This is a genomic window from Saccharomonospora xinjiangensis XJ-54 (assembly GCF_000258175.1).
Lineage (GTDB): Bacteria > Actinomycetota > Actinomycetes > Mycobacteriales > Pseudonocardiaceae > Saccharomonospora > Saccharomonospora xinjiangensis.
This window is the reverse complement of record NZ_JH636049.1, coordinates 2108707-2129196: the sequence shown is the minus strand read 5'-3', so window position 1 is coordinate 2129196 and position 20490 is coordinate 2108707. Positions and strand designations below refer to the sequence as shown.

The 20490-nt window shown below is 68.2% G+C and carries 20 protein-coding genes and 1 tRNA gene; 13 read left to right on the top strand and 8 right to left on the bottom strand.

Going from position 1 to position 20490, the window contains the following annotated elements; all coding sequences use genetic code 11:
• Positions 1–79: 79 nt before the first annotated feature.
• Together SACXIDRAFT_RS22365 and SACXIDRAFT_RS09250 are read left to right on the top strand one after the other, a co-directional pair.
• Positions 80–667 (top strand): DUF3558 family protein, encoded by a 588-nt coding sequence (locus tag SACXIDRAFT_RS22365; RefSeq protein ID WP_083840088.1) that lies wholly within the window; start codon positions 80–82, stop codon positions 665–667.
• A 554-nt stretch (positions 668–1221) separates the two neighbouring features.
• Positions 1222–2271 carry a hypothetical protein gene (locus tag SACXIDRAFT_RS09250; RefSeq protein WP_157599653.1) on the top strand — a complete coding sequence of 350 codons (1050 nt, stop codon included), beginning with the start codon at positions 1222–1224 and terminating at the stop codon, positions 2269–2271.
• A 512-nt stretch (positions 2272–2783) separates the two neighbouring features.
• Here SACXIDRAFT_RS09250 and glfT1 read toward each other — a convergent pair.
• From glfT1 to wzm, 3 genes are read right to left on the bottom strand one after another with little or no spacing between them, the layout of a single operon-like run.
• The gene (gene glfT1 / locus SACXIDRAFT_RS09245) at positions 2784–3695 is read right to left on the bottom strand and encodes a galactofuranosyltransferase GlfT1 (protein WP_040922560.1); all 912 of its coding nucleotides are present in this window, start codon (positions 3693–3695) and stop codon (positions 2784–2786) included.
• The gene (gene wzt / locus SACXIDRAFT_RS09240; protein WP_006238284.1) at positions 3688–4494 is read right to left on the bottom strand and encodes a galactan export ABC transporter ATP-binding subunit Wzt/RfbE; all 807 of its coding nucleotides are present in this window, start codon (positions 4492–4494) and stop codon (positions 3688–3690) included. The genes glfT1 and wzt overlap by 8 nt, the downstream gene beginning before the upstream one ends.
• A 6-nt stretch (positions 4495–4500) precedes the next feature.
• On the bottom strand, positions 4501–5391 hold the full coding sequence (gene wzm / locus SACXIDRAFT_RS09235) for a galactan export ABC transporter permease subunit Wzm/RfbD (RefSeq protein ID WP_040922103.1): 891 nt from the start codon (positions 5389–5391) through the stop codon (positions 4501–4503).
• A 309-nt stretch (positions 5392–5700) separates the two neighbouring features.
• On the opposite strand from wzm, the gene SACXIDRAFT_RS09230 reads away from it, so the two are divergent.
• From SACXIDRAFT_RS09230 to pseI, 4 genes are read left to right on the top strand one after another with little or no spacing between them, the layout of a single operon-like run.
• The gene (locus SACXIDRAFT_RS09230; protein ID WP_006238282.1) at positions 5701–6330 is read left to right on the top strand and encodes a glycosyltransferase family 29 protein; all 630 of its coding nucleotides are present in this window, start codon (positions 5701–5703) and stop codon (positions 6328–6330) included.
• A 48-nt stretch (positions 6331–6378) separates the two neighbouring features.
• Positions 6379–6837 carry a hypothetical protein gene (locus SACXIDRAFT_RS09225; RefSeq protein ID WP_006238281.1) on the top strand — a complete coding sequence of 153 codons (459 nt, stop codon included), beginning with the start codon at positions 6379–6381 and terminating at the stop codon, positions 6835–6837.
• Entirely contained in the window at positions 6830–7333 is a 504-nt protein-coding gene (locus tag SACXIDRAFT_RS09220) for a GNAT family N-acetyltransferase (protein ID WP_006238280.1), read from the top strand. The genes SACXIDRAFT_RS09225 and SACXIDRAFT_RS09220 overlap by 8 nt, the downstream gene beginning before the upstream one ends.
• A complete protein-coding gene (pseI, locus tag SACXIDRAFT_RS09215) occupies positions 7333–8391 on the top strand; it encodes a pseudaminic acid synthase (protein WP_006238279.1) in 1059 nt (352 codons plus the stop codon). The genes SACXIDRAFT_RS09220 and pseI overlap by 1 nt, the downstream gene beginning before the upstream one ends.
• Before the next feature lie 17 nt (positions 8392–8408).
• On the opposite strand, the gene SACXIDRAFT_RS09210 is transcribed toward pseI, so the two are convergent.
• Positions 8409–9545, bottom strand: a complete 1137-nt coding sequence (locus SACXIDRAFT_RS09210; RefSeq protein ID WP_006238278.1) for a DegT/DnrJ/EryC1/StrS family aminotransferase — start codon at positions 9543–9545, stop codon at positions 8409–8411.
• On the bottom strand, positions 9538–10521 hold the full coding sequence (gene pseB / locus SACXIDRAFT_RS09205; protein WP_040922559.1) for a UDP-N-acetylglucosamine 4,6-dehydratase (inverting): 984 nt from the start codon (positions 10519–10521) through the stop codon (positions 9538–9540). Before pseB ends, SACXIDRAFT_RS09210 begins: the two co-directional genes overlap by 8 nt.
• A 40-nt stretch (positions 10522–10561) precedes the next feature.
• Between pseB and SACXIDRAFT_RS09200 the strand changes: the two genes are divergently transcribed.
• The 3 genes from SACXIDRAFT_RS09200 to SACXIDRAFT_RS09190 are packed head-to-tail and all read left to right on the top strand — an operon-like array spanning position 10562 to position 13937.
• Positions 10562–11320: a cytidylyltransferase domain-containing protein gene (locus tag SACXIDRAFT_RS09200; protein ID WP_006238276.1), complete on the top strand. Its 759-nt coding sequence runs from the start codon at positions 10562–10564 to the stop codon at positions 11318–11320.
• The gene (locus SACXIDRAFT_RS09195) at positions 11317–12354 is read left to right on the top strand and encodes a hypothetical protein (RefSeq protein ID WP_006238275.1); all 1038 of its coding nucleotides are present in this window, start codon (positions 11317–11319) and stop codon (positions 12352–12354) included. Before SACXIDRAFT_RS09200 ends, SACXIDRAFT_RS09195 begins: the two co-directional genes overlap by 4 nt.
• Positions 12351–13937 carry a DUF8728 domain-containing protein gene (locus SACXIDRAFT_RS09190; protein ID WP_006238274.1) on the top strand — a complete coding sequence of 529 codons (1587 nt, stop codon included), beginning with the start codon at positions 12351–12353 and terminating at the stop codon, positions 13935–13937. Before SACXIDRAFT_RS09195 ends, SACXIDRAFT_RS09190 begins: the two co-directional genes overlap by 4 nt.
• Before the next feature lie 64 nt (positions 13938–14001).
• Here SACXIDRAFT_RS09190 and SACXIDRAFT_RS09185 read toward each other — a convergent pair whose 3' ends face one another.
• A complete protein-coding gene (locus tag SACXIDRAFT_RS09185; protein WP_006238273.1) occupies positions 14002–14553 on the bottom strand; it encodes a bacterial proteasome activator family protein in 552 nt (183 codons plus the stop codon).
• A 128-nt stretch (positions 14554–14681) separates the two neighbouring features.
• On the opposite strand from SACXIDRAFT_RS09185, the gene SACXIDRAFT_RS09180 reads away from it, so the two are divergent.
• On the top strand, positions 14682–15881 hold the full coding sequence (locus SACXIDRAFT_RS09180) for a cysteine desulfurase-like protein (RefSeq protein WP_006238272.1): 1200 nt from the start codon (positions 14682–14684) through the stop codon (positions 15879–15881).
• On the opposite strand, the gene SACXIDRAFT_RS09175 is transcribed toward SACXIDRAFT_RS09180, so the two are convergent.
• Positions 15878–16852 carry an NAD(P)H-quinone oxidoreductase gene (locus SACXIDRAFT_RS09175; RefSeq protein ID WP_006238271.1) on the bottom strand — a complete coding sequence of 325 codons (975 nt, stop codon included), beginning with the start codon at positions 16850–16852 and terminating at the stop codon, positions 15878–15880. The two genes, SACXIDRAFT_RS09180 and SACXIDRAFT_RS09175, sit on opposite strands and share 4 nt — an antisense overlap.
• Before the next feature lie 117 nt (positions 16853–16969).
• Here SACXIDRAFT_RS09175 and SACXIDRAFT_RS09170 point away from each other — a divergent pair, with 117 nt between their 5' ends.
• From SACXIDRAFT_RS09170 to SACXIDRAFT_RS09160, 3 genes are all read left to right on the top strand, one after another.
• Positions 16970–18499, top strand: coding sequence for a M28 family metallopeptidase (locus tag SACXIDRAFT_RS09170; protein WP_006238270.1), 1530 nt, complete (start codon positions 16970–16972; stop codon positions 18497–18499).
• 496 nt (positions 18500–18995) lie between these two features.
• On the top strand, positions 18996–19472 hold the full coding sequence (locus tag SACXIDRAFT_RS09165) for a MarR family winged helix-turn-helix transcriptional regulator (RefSeq protein ID WP_006238269.1): 477 nt from the start codon (positions 18996–18998) through the stop codon (positions 19470–19472).
• 22 nt (positions 19473–19494) lie between these two features.
• Positions 19495–19582, top strand: a tRNA-Ser gene (locus tag SACXIDRAFT_RS09160).
• A 294-nt stretch (positions 19583–19876) separates the two neighbouring features.
• Here the strand turns inward: SACXIDRAFT_RS09160 and SACXIDRAFT_RS09155 are convergent.
• Positions 19877–20467, bottom strand: coding sequence for a TetR/AcrR family transcriptional regulator (locus tag SACXIDRAFT_RS09155; RefSeq protein ID WP_006238268.1), 591 nt, complete (start codon positions 20465–20467; stop codon positions 19877–19879).
• Between the last annotated feature and the right edge of the window lie 23 nt (positions 20468–20490).

Genomic DNA, 20490 nt, shown 5'->3' with positions numbered 1-20490 from the left:
TTGTTGTAACGAGGGGGGGCGGGATGCCGGTCTGCGACGAAGAGTCTCCGGGAAGCGGCGGCGCGGACAGGCTTGAGCGATGGAAACTCTTGCATCCCTCCAGATGAAAGCGGCCATCTCGGTGACTTTCAGTGTGATCGCGTTGGCTGGATGTGGTCACGCGGAGACTGGTTCCGCTACTGCCACCCCTGAGAGCGTGTCCTCTCCGCATTCGGTTGAAGAAAACTCGGCCGAGAAAGATGTTCCGGTTGACTCAATGGACATTTGCGCGTTGTTGGATAAAAATGAGATTTCCCGGTACGGTAAGTTTGAGGGGCCTGAAGAGAGGTCTTTGAAGGGAAATTTTGTTTGTTCCTGGACGGTTCCGGTGGGATCGGTCAACGATACCGAGGCGCCACAGGTAGATTTGGTGCTACTGGGCGACAAGGGTACTGGGGACGTTGTTGATCTCGGTGATGGTGTTACCTCGGGGCGGACAGAGGCTACTGGTCGGACGGTGACCAAAACCTCTGGCGTCAACCCTGTGATGGGAACACCTGAGTGTCTGATTGCAATGAAAATTAGCGAACGTTCTCGGATCGACGTTTTGGTGGGTCGGACTGCGGACCCTTGTGAACTCGCCGGGAGAATTGTTGAAATTGTTGACTCGAAGCTTCCTCGGGGGTGATTAAGGTGTCCGATTATCGGCCGCCAAATTCGGAAGAGTTCCTCAGTATGCCCGCTCAGGAGATACGTGATTATCTCGCTGAAGGGAAGATTCCCCCGGCTCTCAGTGAAGAGCAGATGGCTCAGCTTCCGCCCGGGACAGAATATTCCTATGCGCAGGCGCGGGCCTCGGTGGGCGACCCAACTTGGATTGGGCGCATTAATTCATGGGCCGCAGGAACAGCGATCGCAGTGGGGGCAGAAAAGGAGCGTGAAAGGCAGCTCGCGGCTTATGAGGTCGAGTATCGCGACGGTGTGCCTGCTTCCGACTCCAATTATTGGGGGTACGACCACGGTGCCTTGAAAGCCTATGTGGAACCCATTCGAGCTGAGGACATCACGGTCTATTCGGATTCCTATCACGACCTCCACAACCTTTTTCAACGCTTGTCGGACGGGATGCGGGAGGCCGTCGGTAAGTCCAAGGCTGAGTGGGAGGGCGGCGCTGCTGACAGCGCGCATGGCTATTTTACGACTCTCTCGGACTGGTCGGACGGCAACTCACAAAACGCGCGCATGGCTTCCGACATCATCGCCGCCGAGAGCGAGGCCGCCGTTCGGGCGAAGAACAGTATGCCCGAGCCGATCCCGTTCAACATGGACCAGGAGATGGCGAACTGGGGCAGCGACCCGTTCTCCTTTCACGAGCAGGTCGAGCGGACCATCGTGAAGCAGCAGGAGAGCCAGGCCGCGCACGACGAGGCCGTGCGGGTCATGACACAGTACGACTTCGATCTGCAGGAGAGCGGCAACAAGCAGCCCGTCTTCGCCGAGCCGCCGCAGTTCGGTGGTTCCGGTGGCTCCGGAGACGGCGGCGCGAGCGGCGTCATCCGGTTCGACGAGAGCACCAGCGCGTCCGGGTTCGCGGGTGGTCCCGCAGGGATCGCCGGAGGTGGCGCCTCGTCCGTTCCGTCGGGCACCGGTTCGGTGGGCGTGCTGCCGGGCGGTGGCTCGGGCACCGGACTCTCCGGTGGTGGCTCGGGCACGGGACCATCGGGTGGGTCCTTCACGCCGATCGCGCCAGGTCCGACCACCGGATCGGGCGTGAGGCCGGGGACGACGCGGCCTTCGGGTCTCCAACCGGCCGGGTGGCGTCCACCCGCGCTCGGTGGCCGCAACAACACCTCCGGCCCCAACGCCTTCGGGCCGGGCGGTAACCCCGGGATCGGCCCGATGCCCATGGGGCCGGGATTCGGTCCTGGCGGCGGCCCTGGCGGCGGTGCCAGTGGAGGCAGCTACAGCGGGCGGCTTCCTGGCGGGGGTTTCGGCCCCGGCGGTGGTGCCGGTGCGGGGCCGGGCGCGGGCGCGGGCGCGGGAGCGGCTACCGGGGCCAAGCCGATGGGCGGTCCCGGCGCTGCTGCGGGGCCCGGCGCGGCAGCACCGGGGGCGGCCTCAGCCGCGCGTGGCGGCATGGGCGGCGCACCGATGGGCGGCGGCGCAGGAGCGGGCAAGGGCCAGGGCGGCGAGGACAGCGACCACCAGCGTCCCACCTATCTCGTGGAGGCCGACCCCGACGACGTGTTCGGCACCAACGAGCGCACCGCACCCCCGGTGATCGGCGCCTGACTCAGCGGGCAGCGGACACGCACACTCGCGGTGTGTGTCCGCTGCCCCGCGTCAGCGGCCTTCGACAGGTCATCCATGGCGAACCGCCGACGCGACGATTGCTTCGTTTCTCGTCTCCGGCGCGCAGGTCACCGATCACTCTTCAACTCCACCCTTGCCGCTCCGGCCGGTCCAGGATGCTCTGAAGGCCAGCAATCTCTCCTCACTGTCGGCCGACTCGTCGATGATCTTTTGCTGTTCCAGGGAAGTTGGCCTGCGCAGCTGTATGTCGATGGAGGTGGCCGTCGTGCTGGATCGTGAGCACGCCCTTACCGCCCCGGCCCTGCGCTCGACGGCGGCACGGCATCGACCGGTGTGAGGTTCTGATCCTTCGTCGGCTCGCGTCGTGCGACAACTACCGGGAGCCGAAGTGGAGAAGCTGGAACTGGCCGGTCTCATCGCCACGAAGTTGCGCTGAAAGCACACGGTGGCGTGGTCACGAGTTACGACCACGCCACCGTCGAATGCTTACCTCAGTACCGGAAGAAGCGCTCCCTGCGGCCTTGCCGCACAAGCCTGAGCCACTGCGCGAACGCCTTCGGGTCGCGCTTGACGCCCATGAAATACAGGCCGAACCGGATGAGTTCCAGCGCCCCGATCTTGCGCATGCCCGGCTGCGACAACAGGTAACCCCGGTTGCGGTAGGTGTAGTACCGCTTGACCTCGTTCTCCGGGTCCTGGGCGTGGAACCGGCCGCCGAGCATGGGCTTGAACTCGTCGGAGCCGTTCGGGTGCAGGTACGCCGTTCGCAGCGAGGTGCCGAACGGCAGACCGGAACGCACCAGCCTGCGGTGCATCTCCACCTCGTCGCCCCTGACGAACAACCTCAGGTCGGGGACGCCCGTCACTTCGAGCGTCGAGGCGCGGAACAGCGCGCCGTTCATCAGCGACGCGATACCGGGCAGGAAGTCGGTGCCGAGTTCGGATGCCGACCGCTTCCAGGTGAGACCCCGGCGGAGCGGGAACGCGAGCTTTCCCGGCGCGTCGATGCTCGCCACTACAGGAGACACCTCGGCGAGATTGCGCCGGTCCGCCTCTTCGAGCAGCACCTTGAGCACGTTCTCGTCGGCAGGCCTTCCGTCGTCGTCGGCCAGCCACACCCAGTCGGCGCCCATCGCGAGCGCGTGCAGCATTCCCAGCGCGAACCCGCCTGCCCCGCCGAGGTTGTGGTGGGAGGGCAGGTAGGTCGAAGGCACTCCGCAGTCGGACACCACGTCGCGTGCGGGCTGGTCGGGGCCGTTGTCCACCACGACGAGGTGATCCACCGGCCTGCTCTGCGCGGCGATGATCTTCAGCGATTCCGCGAGCAGGTCACGACGGTGCCTGGTGACCACGACGGCCACCACCGCACCCTCCGGCAAGCGCTTCGCCTCCACGTCAGGCACCACTCGGGGCCGAGGACTGCTGGAGCCGGTCGAGTGTCTCCTGGCTGACGTTCTCGAAAGGGTCCCTGCCCTTGTAGGCGGTGAGGACCTCCCGGAGCGAACCCTGCATCTTCATGGTCCCCTCGTCCATCCAGATGGCGGACGTGCACAGTTCCAGCAGCAGGTCGTCCTGGTGGGACGCGAACACCAGAAGACCGGAGCGGTTCACGAGGTCCACGAGCCGGTCGCGGGCCTTGTTGAGGAACGCGGCGTCCACCGCGCCGATGCCCTCGTCCAGTAGCAGGATCTCCGGGTCGATGGAGGTCACGACGCCGAGCGCGAGCCGCACCCGCATACCCGTTGAGTAGGTGCGCAGCGGCATCGAAAGGTAGTCGCCGAGTTCGGTGAAGTCGGCGATGTCGTCGATGCGCTTCTCCATCTCCTTGCGCGACATGCCCAGGTAGAGGCCGCGGATCAGGATGTTCTCGTAGCCGGAGATCTCCTGGTCCATACCGACGCCGAGGTCGAAGACGGGCGCGACCCTTCCCCGCACCTTCGCCGAACCCCGCGTGGGTTCGTAGATGCCGGACAGCAGTCGCAGCAGCGTCGATTTGCCCGCGCCGTTGTGGCCGACGAGCGCGACCCGGTCACCGCTTTTCAGTGAAAGGTTGATGTCGTGCAGCGCCTCGATGATGGGCACGCGGCTCTCGGTGCCGATCTTGCCGCCGACCTTGCCGAGGACCCGTTTCTTCAGTGACCGCGTCTTGGCGTCGAAGATCGGGAAATCGACGTAGGCGTTCCGAACGTCAATGCTGATCATGAATTGTCACACCCAATACGAGACGCGGGCACGGTAGTTGCGCATGACCACGAGAGCGAGTGCCCAGCCGACGACCGTGATGCCGCCGACGACGGCGTAGTGGTGCCAGCTCACCGCGTTGCCGATGAGAGGCGCCCTCACCACCTGGATGAAGTGGTAGAGCGGGTTCAACTCGGCGACGTAGTCCCTCCAGTCGGCGGTTCCGCCGAACTTGTCCTTCAGGATGTCCGTGGTCCACACGATCGGCGTCATGAAGAACAGCAGGTTGATCAGGCTGGACACGACCTGGGGGATGTCGCGGAAACGGGTGGAGGCGATGCCGAACAGCACCACAACCCAGCCCGCGTTGATGGCCAGCAGAGCGAAGCCGGGAATGGCGAGCAGAACGTCCCAGTTCAGGCCGGGGTGCGTCATGCCGCCTTCGGTCATCGTGTAGTTCGGTGTCGTGACGTCGTTCCAGAAGATCACGATCACGATCAGGTAGATGACCATGTTGTGGGCGAACATGATGCACTGTCGCCACACCGTGCGCAGCGCGTACACCGACAACGGCGCGGGCAGATGCTTGATCAGGCCCTCGTTGGCGATGAACGTGTCCGTGCCGTCGGTGAGGCAGCCGAGGATGAAGTTCCAGACGATGAAGCCCGTGGTGATGTACGGCAGGAAGGTGCCCACGGCGGCACCGAAGAGTTGCGAGTACAGCAGCCCGAGCCCCAGCGCGGTGATCCCCATGCTGATGGTGATCCACAGCGGCCCCAGTACGGAACGCCGGTAGCGTTGCTTGATGTCCTGCCAGGCCAGATGGCCCCAGAGCTCGGGTTGCTTGAAGCCGTTTCTGATATCTGACAGCGCGCGGCCGAAGGTCCGGCTGTCCGAGGAGGGCGGTGCCGACGTCATCGTTGTCGTCTCTGTGGAATCGACGGTGCTTGTGGCGTGCACGGCATATGAGGGTACTTGCGTCCGCGGAACGCGATCGCGCGGTCTGCCCGAAGGCCGCGTCGGACCGTTTCCGCTCGCGTTGTCGCAGGCAGATCGCCTGCGGCCAGGGCTGCCGTTGCGACGTGAGATCGGCGTGAGGTGCGTGGCGCCGGGTGTGGCGGGCTTCGGGTAACCACGCTGTGTCGATCCTGGGTATACGTGCCGCACACGGGTGACGATCCTGATAACTTCCGCCGCATGACTTCTGGTGTCCTCACGTCCAGCCTGATGGTGAATCTGCTTCAGGTGTACGCGGACCGCCCGCGGCCACGATCCGTGGCCGTCGTGGGGAACCAGCCGCTCGCTCCGGACGCCGACCGCGCCAAGGCCATCGACTCGTGCGACCTGGTGATCCGGGTCAACGGGTTCGTGTGCGACGAGCCTGGTGCGCCGCCGACCGTGGGGACGAGGACCCACGTCGTGGTCTTCAACCGCGCGCTGCGTGCGACGAAGTGGGTCTTCGCGGACTACCGGTCGAAGCTCTACCTGATGGTGGAGCCGGGCAGGCTGCACTGGGAGCCTGAGAACATCCCCGGGTGGTGGCCTGCCGACCTCGGTTTCGTTCCGGTGTCGAACCGCGAGGTGACGCTGCCGCTCTCGGAGGCGATGGGTCTCGCCAGCCGTGAGGAGGCGGCCTGGGCGACGACGGGCACGATGGCCGCGTGGATCGCGAGGTCGTCGTTCCCCGGCGCCGACCTCGTGCTGTCCGGCTTCTCCTTCGTGGACGACCCGCACCAGACCTCGTGGCAGCACGCGGCAGGTGACGCGTGCATCGTCGGTCCCGAACACCGTATCGCGCTGGAGGGAAGGCTTCTCCAGTCGTGGATCGACGCGGGCTCGGCCCGGCTGCTCCGCTGAACCCCCACGCTGAACCCCCACCTCACGCACCGAAGGAACCTTTCGCCCATGATTTCGACGAACCCGCTCGCCATGCTCCGTGCCCGCCTCGGCGACAGACTCGCCCGCCTCGTGGACTACCGCGTCGGGGAACTCACCCGAGGCCGGCTGGACGAGCACGCCGAGCGCATCACCGAGCAGGAGCACTGCACCGTCGATCACCGTCGGAGGCTGGACGCGCTGGAGTCCGGGCTCGACAAGGTGCGTGGTGACCTGCTGTGGACGACGGGAGAGGTGCAGCGCCTCATCCCGCACGTCGCCGCGCAGGAGGCGCAGTTGGAGGACCTCCGTGAGCGGATCGCGCTGACCCCGCCGGGCGACGACAAGCAGGCGGCCGAGGCACGGACGTTGATCGAGGAGATCCAGCGGCAGCACGCGCAGATCCGCGTGCGGTTGTCCGGGATCGCGCGGTACGAGGACAGACTGAGGGCGCTGGAGGAGCGGGCGGCGGAGACGGCGCGTGACTGAACGGGTGCCCTCGCTGCTGGGGCGCCTGCGGCTCGCGGGGGAGCGGGACGCCGATGCGTTGCTGGCCTGGCGCAACGACCCCGAGACCCGGCGCTGGTCGCGGAACGCCGGTGAAATCGCGCTCGCCGATCACCTCGCATGGCTGCGTGGCGTGCTGGCTTCCGACGACAGGCTGCTGCTGGTGGGGGAGAGCGAGGAGACCGAGCGGGTCGGCATGGTCCGGTTCGACCGGATCGGCGCGGAGGAGTGGGAGGTCAGTATCGCGGTCGCCCCCGAGCACAGGGGACGCGGGCTGGCAGGCCCCCTGCTCGCCGAGGGTGAACGGCAGCTCTGCCTCCGCCGGTCACCGGGTACGGTGCTGGCGACCGTGCACCGCGACAACACGGCGTCGGTGTCGCTCTTCCGCTCGGCCGGGTACCAGCAGGACGGCACGACCCCGGCCGACGGCACCGGGTTCCTCCGGTTCGTCAAGGCAGTCTCGTGGGGAGATGAGTGATGGCACCGACGACACCGATCCGCATCGGCGCCCGCGAGATCGGGCCGGACCACCCGCCCTTCGTGATCGCGGAGGTGTCCGGCAACCACAACGGCAGCCTCGATCGGGCGTTCGCCATCGTGGACGCCGTGGCGGAAGCCGGTGCGCACGCCGTGAAGTTCCAGACCTACCGGCCCGACACGATCACCATCGACGTGGACACCCCCGCGTTCCGGCTGAGTGACGACCACGAGCTGTGGAGCGGCGAGAACCTCTACCGGCTCTACGAGCGCGCGCACACGCCGTGGGAGTGGCACGGCAAGCTCTTCGCCCGCGCCCGCGAACTGGGCCTTGCGGTCTTCTCCAGCCCGTTCGACCCGACGGCCGTGGAGTTGCTGGAGTCGCTGGACGCACCCGCCTACAAGATCGCGTCGTCGGAGATCGTGGACCTGCCGCTCATCGAGTTGTGCGCGCGGACGGGCAAACCGCTGGTGATCTCCACCGGCATGGCGAGTGTCGGCGAGATCGACGCGGCCGTGCGCACGGCTCGCGAGGCCGGTAACGAGCAGGTGCTGCTGCTGGGCTGCACGGCGTCGTACCCCGCGCCGCCGAGCGACAGCAACCTGCGGTCGCTGCCCGTGCTGGCACAGACCTTCGGCACGCCTGTCGGGTTGTCCGACCACACGATGGGCATCGGTGCGCCCGTCGCGGCCGTGGCGCTGGGTGCGTGCGCCGTCGAGAAGCATGTCACGCTGGCCCGTGACGACGGCGGGGTGGACTCTGCGTTCTCGCTGGAGCCGCACGAACTGGCGGCTCTGGTCACCGAGACGCGGCGTGCGTGGGAGGCGCTGGGGACGGCGTCGATCGGGCCGACGACCAGCGAGCGGGAGGGGCTGCGCCTGCGCCGTTCGCTGTACGTGGTGGAGGACGTCGAGGCGGGCGAACCCGTGACGGCGCGTAATGTGCGCTCGATCCGGCCTGCGGGCGGACTGCCGCCCTCGGAGATCACCACGGTGCTCGGCCGCACGTTCAGGGCCGATGCGGCGAAGGGCACGCCGCTGACTTGGGACTTGATCTAGGTCAGCGCCGTGCGTCCTCAGACGCCGAAGAACGACCGCACGGCGTCGATCACCCTGTCCGCGTCGGAGTCGGTGAGATCGGCGAAAAGCGGCAGCGACAGCTCCTGTGAGTAGTACGTCTCGGCGTTGGGGCACAGCCCTCGCCGGTAGCCGAGGTCGGCGAAGACGGGGTGCCAGTAGGCCGGAATATAGTTGACCTGCACACCGATGCCCTGTCCTCGCAGGTGGTCGTAGAGCGCCTTCCGCCTGCCGCCGAGCACGCGAAGCGGGTAGAGGTGCCACATCGGGTCGGCCTCGGCCCTGCGCATAGGTGTGAGCACGTCGGCGACGTCCTTGAGGCCCGCGTCGTACCTGGCGTGCAGTTCGGCCCTGCGCCGCTTGAACGCGGAGAGCCTGCGAAGCTGGCTCGACCCCAGCGCGCACAGCACGTCGGGAAGGCGGTAGTTGAGCCCGAAGGCGTGCACTTCCTGGTGCCAGCCGCCCTCGTCGGGGTGGCGCTGGCTGTCGCGGTCGCGCACGAGCCCGTGGTTGCGGAACGCCCTCGCGCGGTCGAGGAGGCGCGCGGAGGGGCTGACCACGGCGCCGCCCTCGGCTGTGGTGAGGTTCTTCGTGGCGAAGAACGAGAACGTCGTCAGGTCGGCCAGCGTCCCGACGGGCTTTCCCCGCCACGTGCTGCCGATGGAGTGGGCCGCGTCTTCGAGGAGCAGCGCGCCGGCCTCGTCGGCCACGTCACGCAGGGCGTCGAGTTCGGCAGGGTGTCCCGCGTAGTCCACGGCCGCGACCACCCTGGTGCGCTTGGTGACGGCGGCTCGCGCCGCGGCCGGATCGAGGTTGCCGGTGTCGGGTTCGGTATCGGCGAAGACGATCTTCGCGCCGTGCAGTGCCGCCGCCGCAGCCGTGGCCACGAACGTCAGCGGGCTGGTGACCACCTCGTCGCCGTTACCGACGCCCGCGGCGGCGTAGGCGACGTGCAGTGCGGCCGTCCCCGAGGTGACAGCCACGGCGGGAACACCGCCGGTGTGCTCGGCGAGGTCGCTCTCGAACCGGGTCACGGCTGGCCCCGTGGTCAGCCAGTCGCCGCGCAGCACCTCGGTGACGGCGGCGATGTCCTCGTCACTGACGGACTGGCGGCCGTAGGGCAGGAACTCACTCATGGTCGGCGATCAGCTTCTTGATGTCCTCGGTTGACAGCCACAGGTCGTTGGTGTCGGACCGGTAGGCGAAGCCGTCGGGTACCGGAACGCCGTCCTCCGGCGGTTCGTAGCCCCAGCCCGCGATGTGGGGCTGCACGACGTAGCGGTCGCCGACGCGCACGGTGCGGCGTGAGTCGTCGGGGGCGATCATCTCCTCGTGCAGCTTCTCGCCGGGGCGGACGCCGACCTCGTGCATGGGGCTGCCCGGTGCGATCGCCTGAGCCAGATCGACGAGCCGCATGCTCGGGATACGCGGCACGTAGAGTTCACCGCCGCGCATGAGGTCGAAGGAATCGACCACGAACTTCACCGCCTGCGGCAGCGTGATCCAGAACCGCGTCATGTCCTTGTGTGTGATGGGCAGCGACTCGCCCCGCTCGGCGAGCGAACGGAAGAACGGGATCACGCTGCCCCTCGACGCCATCACGTTGCCGTAGCGGACGACGGCGAACCTGGCGGGATGCGCGGCGGCGTAGTGGTTGGCGCTGATGAACATGCGGTCGGCGCACAGCTTCGTGGCGCCGTAGAGGTTGATGGGGCTCGACGCCTTGTCGGTTGACAGGGCGACGACCTTCTTCACACCCGTGTCGATGGCCGCCTCGATGACGTTCTGCGAACCCATCACGTTGGTCTGCACGAATTCGAACGGGTTGTACTCGCCGGTGTCCACCTGCTTCAGCGCGGCGGCGTGGACCACGTAGTCCACTCCGCGCATGGCGCGTTCGAGCCTGCGCCGGTCGCGAACGTCACCGATGAACCACCGCAGCCGCGGGTCGTCGCCGAACCGCTGTCGCACCTCGTACTGCTTCAGCTCGTCCCGCGAGAGCACCACGAGCCTGCGCGGGTTCAGTTCGGCGAGCGCGTACTCGATGAACGCCTTCCCGAACGAGCCCGTCCCCCCGGTGAGCAGAATGCTTGACCCGTCGAGCTCGGTCATCCCTACCTCCGCGGTCTTCGCGTTGTTGCCGACCGACATCATGTCACTCATGCCGTCTTCGCCGACCGTGAACGTCGTGATTCAGGCTCGGGCCTCGTCGGCCCGGCTGCCGGGGAAGGTGTTGCGCAGACTGGGCGATCGGTCCGTGCTCGGGTGGGTGGTGCGTGCTGCGCTGCGGACCCCAGGGGTGGACGGGGTGGTGGTGGCCACCTCGGACGCCGGGGACGACGACGCCGTGGCAGAGGAGGCACGCCGCCACGGCGCCGAGGTGGTGCGCGGTCCCCTCGACGACGTTCTCGCGCGGTTCCTCGTGGCGTGCGAGACGTATCCGGCCGATGCCGTGCTGCGGCTGACGGCCGACTGCCCGCTGCACGACCCGGCGTTGCTCGCGCAGGTGGTCGCGTTGTGGCGGGCGCAGCCTGAACTCGACTACGTCAGCACCACGCTGGTGCGCACCCTGCCGAGGGGGTTCGACGCTGAGCTGGTGCGGGTGCCCGTGCTCGAAGAGCAGGCGCGGCGCCCTGGCGGTCCTCACCGCGAGCACGTCACTTACGGTGTGGTCTGCGATCCCGGCAGTTACGCCTGCGCCGGTGTCGTCGTGGCGCCACGCGCCGACGATCTGCGCGTGACGCTGGACACGGAGGACGACTGGGCGTTGCTCGACGCCCTCGTGCGCGAGCTTCGCGTCCGGCACGATGAAGGGCCGTTCGCGTGGCGCGACGTGGTGGCGCTGCTGCGGGAACGCGATGATCTCGTGGCCATGAACGCACACGTCGAGCAGAAGAAGGTCACCGGATGACACACCTGTTGCTGCGCGCGGACGCCTCGCCGACCATCGGTGTCGGTCATGTCTCCCGGATGGTGGCCTTCGCCGAACAGGCATCCTCACGCGGCTGGTCCGTGACCTTCTCCGGCACGCTGACCTCGGCGGGCTGGTTCGCCGCGCAGCTGGATGAACTCGGCGTCGGCGTGGTGCCCCCGACCGATCCCGGTGACGCCTCCGCGCTGCCCCGGCTCGCCTCGGCCGTCGAAGCGGACGTGGTCCTCGTCGATCACTACGGGATCGGTGAGCAGCGTGCCGCCGTCAATGCGGAAGGCGCGGTGCTGGTGTCGCTGGAGAGCCGGGAGTTCGGCCGCAGGCAGGCCGACGTCGTCGTCGAGTCGGAGTTGCACGACCTTCCCAGACCCGAGGACGGCTCCCCTGTGGTGTTGCGCGGCCCCCGCTACGCCCCGCTGCGCGAGCAGGTGCGAAGGGCGCGGCGAAGGAGGGCGCGGCGGCGTTCGGAGGCCGCCGGCAGCGGTTCGGCGCCGAAGGTCGTCGTGGTGCTCGGCGGCGGTGCGGTGTGGCGCGAGGAGGTCACGCGGACGATGTGCGCCCTGCGGGACACCGGCATGGCCTTCGACGCGGAGGTCGTCGCCCACGGCGACCCCGAGGTGCCAGAGACGGTTCCGGGACAGCGTTTCACCGTGTCGGCGCCGGACACGCGCCTCCCCGAGCGGCTCGCCGACGCGGACCTCGCCGTGAGCGCGGCGGGGGTGACCCTGCTGGAGGCGTGCTGCATCGGGGTTCCCACCGCGCTGCTGCTGCTGGTCGATAACCAGGAGGCCGGATACACCGCGGCCGTCGATGCCGGACTCGCCGCAGGGCTCGGGTGGGCGAGCGACCTCGCCTCGCCCCATGCTCTCGACGGTGCGGCGAAGGCGCTGCGCGCACTGCTCGCCGAGCCGGGAAGGCGCGGCAGGATGGCGTCGTCGGCGGCCTCCGCCGTGGACGGGCTCGGCGCGGCAAGGGTGCTCGACGTGGCGGTGGAGGCGAAGGCGGCTGCCCCGTGACCGCACCGGAGCGGGCCCGCACCGGCCGCAGGAGGGTGGTCGCACAGGCCGCGCTGATTCTCGGCCTCGTCGCGGTGTTTCTCGTCGGCACCTGGGCGGCGATCGAGTTCACCGTGGACAACGCCTACATCACCTTCCGGTACAGCGAGAACCTCGCAGACGGCCACGGCCCGGTGTGGAACGTGGGTGAGGACCCGGTCGAGGGGTTCACCAACTTCGGCTGGATGCTGCTGCTCTCCGTTTTCGCGGCGCTCGACTGGAACCTCGACGACGTGGCGAAACTGCTGTCGGCGTTGATCGGTCTCGCCACGGGGGGAATGCTGGTGCGCCACGGACACCGGCTCGGCTCGTGGCCCGCCGCGCTGATCGCCGGCACGACTTTCGTGGTGTTCCTCCCCACCTATTTCCACGTCGCCGCGGGACTGGAGACGGTGGCGTTCGCGGCGGTCGTGTTGCGCGCCACGCTGGTCGGCCTCGACGCGCTGGCTGGGCGGACGGTGAGGGTGTGGGAGCCGCCGCTGCTCGTGCTGGTCGCCGGGATGCTGCGTCCCGAGGGCGCGTTCGTGGCCGCGTTACCGCTGGCGGTGTGGTTGTGGCAGCGTCGCCGTGACCGCGTCGCGTGGTTCTGGACCGGCCTGACCGCTGCCGTCGGTCTCGGCTACTTCGCCTGGCGCTGGTCGTTCTACGGGTATCCGCTGCCGAACACGTTCTCCGTGCAGTTCGGCAAGCTCGACTCCGGACTGCGCTGGGTCGAGGACACGGCCGTGGTGTTCGGCCCCCTGGTGTTGCTCACCGGCGTACTGCTCGTTCCTCGCGCGACACGGCGTGCCGCAACGCTGCTGCTCGCGGTGGTCGGAGCCACCTACCTCACGTACGCGCTCTCGGGCCCGAGCATGGACTACCTGCACCGATTCGCCTACCACGCCTTCCCCGTGCTGTGCCTGGGAGCGGGCCTCGGGGTGAGTGCGATCGCGACGAGGCTGGGCGGTCGAGCGTCGCTCCAGCGTGCCCTCGCGGCGGCGACCGGCGCGCTCACGGTGGCGTGGGCGGGGTTGTGGGGCGTGCTGTCCGGCGAGTTGCCGCTGATCGCCAACTACGGCGTCGATCTGGAACGCACGCACGTCGCCATCGGCAAGGCACTCGCCGACACGGATGTGCCGCAGCGGGCTCGCAGCCTCGCCGTCCACGACCCGGGCGCGATCCCGTACTTCAGCGGGTGGAGGACCGTCGATTACCTCGGCCTCAACGACGAGGCGGTGGCGCACGGCGCCGACCCGACGGCGGTGGTGCGCGAGGCGGAGCCGACGGTCATCGTGGTGACAGCGTCAGGTCCGTACGTGCCGGGGACTGTCCACGGATTGCGGGTCGTCGAAGCGACCTCGGGCTACGAATACGTGGGCAAGGTGCAGATGCGGGACGGCTACTGGCTCAACCTGTTCGTGCTGCCGGAATGGGCGGAGCCGGTGGCCACCTCGGTGGAGCGCCACGCCACCTACGCGCAGGCGACCTACGACCCCGGCCGCTACGACCTCACCCTCGACCGCTGGTTCGACAGGCTCGCCGAGCGCCTCGGCATGCGGTGAGCACTCGGTGAGCACTCGGTGAGGAGAGGTCCGGCTCGCGGAGCGCCCTCCTTACCGATCGGCTCTACAGGTACTGGCCGGTGCTGCCGAGGCCGTGTCCCTGCTGCTCACCACCGCCGTGGGTGCCCTGCGGGAGACCCCTGCGCATGTGTTCCAACTGCACGCGCGCGGCCATCTGCTGCGCGAACAGTGCGGTCTGGATGCCGTGGAACAGCCCTTCGAGCCAGCCGACGAGCTGAGCCTGAGCGATCCGCAGTTCGGCGTCGGACGGCGTGCGCTCCGTGGTGAACGGCGAGACGAGCCGTTCCAGCTCCGCCTGGAGTTCCGGCGCGAGCGCCTGCTCCAGCTCCTTGATCGACGTCTCGTGGATCTCGCGGAGCCGGTCGCGACTGGCGTCGTCGAGGGGCGCGGCCCGCACCTCCTCCAGCAGTTGCTTGATCATGGTGCCGATGCGCATGACCTTGGCGGGTTCCTCCACCATGTCGCCGACCGACTCCGCCCTGTCCTGGTCGGGGTCGATGCGCGCGGCCCCCACGGGGGATCCGTCCGGCCCGACCACGACGACGTGTTGCGACCCGTCCAGCTGAGTGCTGTCTGTTGCCTTCGGCTCCGTCATGGGCTCCATCCTGGTAGTTGCGCGACGACTCGCTCCGGAAGCCAAGGGTAGTGCGCCTCACCTGAGAGACAGCCCGGTGAGGCCAACCCCGGACGCGCTGCGAAATTACTGGTCCGTACGGTGTCGGCATGGCGTTCGACGTCGCTCGCATACGTGGGTTGTTTCCCGCCCTGGGTGACGGCTGGATCCACTTCGACGGTTCGGCCGGCATGCTGGTGCCGGAGCAGGTGGCCTCGGTGGTGGCGACGGCGATGCGAGCGCCAGTCTCGGGACCCGGTGGGGTGTTCCCCGCCTCCCAGCGCGCCGAGACGATCGTGGCAGCCGCCCGGCGAGCCGTGGCCGACCTCGCGGGAGCGGAACCGGACGCTGTGGTGCTCGGTCCCAACGCGACGGTGTTGCTCGACCGGCTCGTTGACGCGCTGTCGGAGACGTGGACGCTCGGTGACGAGGTCGTGCTGTCGCGGCTCGACGAGCAGGCCAACATCGCACCATGGAGCAGGGCGATGAAGCGCGTCGGCGGGAAGGTCCGCTGGGGCGAGATCGACATCGAGACCTGCGAGCTTCCCGCCTGGCAGTACGACGACCTTGTCGGGTCACGCACGAGGGCCGTCTCGATCACCTACGCCTCCGGTTCCGTCGGCACGCGGCCGGACGTGGCGACCGTGGTGGAGATCGCGAAGAAGGCCGGGGCGCTGGTGGTCGTCGATGCCACCTACGCGGCGCCGTTCGTTCCTCTCGACATCGCAGACCTCGGTGCCGACGTCATGGTGGTGTCGGCGCAGGCGTGGGGCGGTCCTTCCGTCGGTGCGCTCGTCTTCCGCGACCGGAAGCTGCTCGACCGCATTCCCTCCGTGGCTCTCGACCCGTTCGCCGCGGGGCCTGAGCGGCTGGAACTCGGCCCGCATGCGTACCCGCTCCTGGCAGGCGTCGTGGCGTCGGTGGACTACCTCGCCGGGCTGGACGACGCCGCGTCGGGCTCCCGCAGGGAACGCCTGCTCACATCGCTCGGCTCGGCGAAGTCCTACCACACCGGGTTACTCGCCCAGCTCTCGACGGAGCTGTGCGCGCTGCCCCGCGTCACGGTGATCGGGGACGCCACGCGGCGTATCCCTGTCGTCGCGTTCACGGTGGCCGGTCGCAAGGCAGCCGACGTGGTCAGGCAGCTCGCGGCACAAAACATCTGCGCGTTCGCCGACGAGGGCACGGCAGGCGTGTTCGCCGCACTCGGCGTGGGTGAGGTGGGCGGAGCCGTGCGGATCGGCCTCGCCCACTATTCGAACGTCTTCGAGGTCAACCAGCTCGTGCGCGTTCTGGAAGAACTCGGCTAGCGCGCCGTCAGCAGGATCTTGCCGAAGATCCCGCCCTCCTCGAGAGCGCGGTGCGCGTCGCCTGCGCGGGAGAGCGGGAACGCCTCTCCGATCACCGGCTGCACGATGCCCTGCTCCACGAGCGGCCACAGGTTCTCGCGAACCTCGGCCACGATCGCGGCCTTCTCGGCGAGGGGCCGGGCGCGCAGTGTGGTGGCTGTGACGCTGGCTCGCTTGGCGATCAGTTTGCCGAGGTCCAGCTCGCCCTTCCTGCCGCCCTGCATGCCGATGACCACGAGCCGTCCGCCTGTGGCCAGTGCGTCGAGATTGCGGTCGAGGTAGACGGCGCCCATGTTGTCGAGGATCACGTCGGCCCCGTCGGTCTCGGCGCGCACGATCTCGACGAAGTCCTGCTCCCGGTAGTTGATCGCGATGTCGGCGCCGAGCTGCCTGCATCGCTCGGCGCGGTCATCCGAGCCGACGGTGACGATCACGGTGGCGCCCAGTGCCTTGCCGAGAAGGATCGCGTGGGTGCCGATGCCGCCTGCTCCGCCGTGCACGAGCAGCGTCTCCCCTTCGGTGAGGCGCGCGGTCATGACGACGTTCGACCAGACGGTGCAGGCCACCTCGGGTAGCGCGGCCGCCGCGACGAGTTCCACCTCGCCAGGCACGGGAAGGAGCTGCCCTGCCGGAACGGCGACCTTCTGCGCGTAGCCGCCACCGGCGAGCAGTGCGCACACGTGGTCACCGACCTGCCAGCCCTCCACGCCGTCACCCACCTCGGCGACAGTGCCCGAACATTCGAGACCGAGGATGTCGCTCGCGCCGGGAGGCGGCGGGTACTTGCCCTGCCGCTGCAACAGATCCGCCCTGTTCACGGCGCTCGCCGCGATATCGATGACGACCTCACCGGGGCCAGCGCTGGGGTCATCGACCTCGGTCCACTCCAGATTGTCTGGATCGCCCGGTTCGTGGAGCATGATCGCGCGCATGCGCCGACTGTATGTCAACGTACGAGGGCCGGACCAACACGTCCTACTAACGATGCTTGATTTCCCGGTCAAAACGAACAAAAGTGACCCGGCACCTGTGACGAAGGGGAATTGCACATGTCATCTCTGCGAAAAAGGTTGACACCGGCTGTTGCTGTCGCGGCGTGCGCGAGCCTCGCGCTGGCCGGTGCGGGAACGGCTGTCGCCGATCCGGTGGCCAACCCCAACCTGCCCGACCGGCTGACCAAGCAGGTCGATATCAGGAAGATGGACCGCCACCTCGTCGCGTTGCAGCGGATCGCCGACACGCACGACGGGAACAGGGCTGCGAGCACGGAAGGCTACAACGCCTCGGCCGAATACGTCGCGACCAAGCTGGAGAAGGCGGGCTTCGACGTTACCCGCCAGGAGTTCCCGTTCGTCTACTCGGAGACGCTGGCCGAGAAGCTCGTTGCCGGTGGGACCGAGATCCCCGTGACCATCATGAGCTACAGCCCGTCCACTGAGGAGGGTGGCGTCACGGCGCCACTCGCGGCGATCACTCCTGACGAGACCCCGGGCTGCGAGGCAGCCGACTACGGCGACGTGACCGGCAAGATCGCGCTGGTGCAGCGCGGCGCGTGCGCGTTCGCGGAGAAGAGCCTCGCGGCAGGAGAAGCCGGGGCTGTCGCCGTCCTCGTCTACAACAACGCCGATGGGCCTGTGAACGGCACGCTCGGTGAGGTGAACGAGAACTACGTCCCCGCAGGCGGCATCACGCGCGCCGACGGCGAGGCACTGGCCGCGATGGACGGCCAGGAGATCACTCTCGAACTGCGTGCGCTGATGGAGGAGCGCACCACCTACAACGTGATCGCCGAGACGCGGACCGGCCGCAAGGACAACGTCGTGATGGCGGGTGCGCACCTCGACAGTGCCACGGAAGGCCCCGGCATCAACGACAACGGCACCGGTTCGGTGGCGTTGCTGGAGACGGCGCTGTCGATGGGCTCGAAGCCGAAAGTCAGCAACGCGGTGCGGTTCGCGTGGTGGGGTGCCGAGGAGTTCGGCCTCGTCGGCTCGACCCACTACGTCAACTCGCTGAGCTTCGAGCAGCAGCTCGACATCGCGCTGTACCTCAACTTCGACATGATCGGCTCGCCGAATGCGGGCTACTTCGTCTACGACGGTGACGACTCCGCAGGTGAGGGTGCAGGCCCCGGCCCCTACGGTTCGGCCCAGATCGAGCAGGCCTTCACGGACTACTTCGAGGGCAGCATCGGCATCCCGACCGGCGAGAAGGACTTCGACGGCCGTTCCGACTACGGCGAGTTCATCGCCGTCGGCATCCCGGCCGGTGGCCTTTTCACCGGCGCCGAGGGGATCAAGACCGAGGAGGAGGCCGCGCAGTGGGGCGGAACGGCCGGTGAAGCGTACGACTCCTGCTACCACCAGACGTGTGACGACCTCGGCAACGTGGACCGCCTCGCACTCGACCGCAACGCGGACGCGATGGCGTACGTGACCGGCAAGTACGCGCTGAGCACCGAGGACGTCAACGGGGTCGCCCCGGCGAGCCCGAAGGACAAGGCCGAGGTCGCGAAGCACCGCAAGGGCCACTCGGCGCTGTCCGCTTCCTCGAAGCACGGTGACAGGGTGACCGCCTGATCGTCGCGAACGTAGACCCGGGTGCGGGAAGGCACGTTGACGCCGTTGCGCGTCGTGTGCCGCCCGCACCCGGGCTGCTTACCGAGGTTTCGTGCGGATGCGGTTGAACCGCGAGGGGCCGACATCCACCCGGAGCCGGAGGCGGAACCGGTTGAGATGTCGTCAGCGCGAAGACGAGCACTTCTCGCGCCCCGGACTGCCCTTCTTCACGACCGGCCGGATCGAGCCACCTCGGTCGTGGGGATACAGTTCCCGCCGCGTGGCGGGGCGGTCAACCGCGTGGAATCGTTCGTCACCACATCACCTGACCTTTCCCGGGGGCGCATCGAGCCGGGGCTCCGGGCGGAAAGCCCCGTCACCCGGATGCGGCCCGCGTGCCCTCCGGCATTCCCGGTTCAAGGCGTGTTCACACCGGTGTAACTCGACGTTTTTCTGCGAGTTCGCGCCGGGGACGCCGTGCTGACGGTGTGATCCGGAGTGTCTACTCTGCGTGTTCATGAGTGACGAGTCCGGCGAGGTGCGCTGGCTGACCGACGCGGAAATGCTCGTCTGGCGGTCCTACATCGTTTCGACGTTGATGCTGCGGCAGCGGCTGCACAGGGAACTCGCCGAGCGGCAGGACGTTTCGCTGATCGACTACGAGGTCCTGGTGTGTCTGTCCGCAGCCGAGGGTGGCGCGATGCGCATGAGCGAACTCGCCACGATGCTCGGATCGACGAAGAGCAGGCTGTCCCACCAGGTCGCGCGCATGGAGGCCGCGGGCTACGTCAAGAGGGTGCCTCTCGCCGGCGACAGGAGAGGGGTGGCCGCGGAGTTGACCGAGCAGGGCGCGGCGTTGCTGCGCCGCTCCGCGCCGATTCACGTCGAAGGCGTTCGCGCCCACTTCGTGGACCTGCTGACCGAGCAGGAGCAGCAGATCATGGGCCGCGCGTTCTCGCGCATCCTCACACACCTGTCGGAGCTGGCGGACTGAGACGTTAAGCTAGGGCCCACAGGGAAGCGTGGCAGAGCGGCCGAATGCACTCGCCTTGAAAGCGAGCGACGGGCAACCGTCCGGGGGTTCAAATCCCTCCGCTTCCGCCAGTGTTGACCAGCGACGACGCCGGGTGGCCCGCATGAGGCTCCCGGCGTCGTTTCTGTTGCCGCGCCGGAAGTGTCACGAGGTGCGCGGCAGCGTGAGTCAGTGGTCCCAGGAGATGTCGCGACCCAGATAGCGGGGCTGCTGGAAGGGCTGGACGAAGTCGTCAGGTAACCAGCTCATCAGGGCTTCGAGACTGCTGCCGATCGGCGAGACCACCGCATGAGAATCGGCGCGGGCCCGGTGAGCGGCTGCCGGAGGAAACGCGGGAGCGGGTGTTACCGCGCCGGTCGCGCGCGTCAGTCGTCGGCGGGCGATACACCGAGCGCGCGGGCCAGCACGGCCCTGATGTGCTCCGGGTCCGGATCGGCGTATTCCAGCAGGATCGCCGCGCAGAGCCCGTCCGCCGCGGCGACCAGCGCCTCGACGTGCATCGGGTCGGACGTGTACCGCAGGCCGATATCGTTGACCGCCTCCCGCCAGTAGCGGGCCTTCGGCCGCAGCGCGGGACGGCGGGCGGCCAATGTGGACAGTTCGCGTTCCGCGACGGCGCGGCAGCGGCCTGTGGTGCCCGTGCTGGCGATGAGTTCGGCGAACCCGGTCAGCGGGTCGGCGCTCGCGGCGATCTCTTCCAGCTGTGCCACGTACTCGTCGGCCACGGCGGACAGCGCCGCGACGAGTAGTTCTTCGAGGCTGGCGAAGTAATACGTGAGCAGGCCGGGGGGGACATCGGCTTCGCGGGCGACACTGCGGTGGGTCACGCCGTCCGCGCCGTCACGCTCGACGACCCGCAGCGTGGCGTCGATGATCTCGGCCTTGCGCCGCTCGCCCCGGGCACGCCTGCCATCGGTGCCCGGGGGACTCTCCCGCTTCGCCGCCTGCTGACCCACGCCAACACCATATCCGTCGGTCC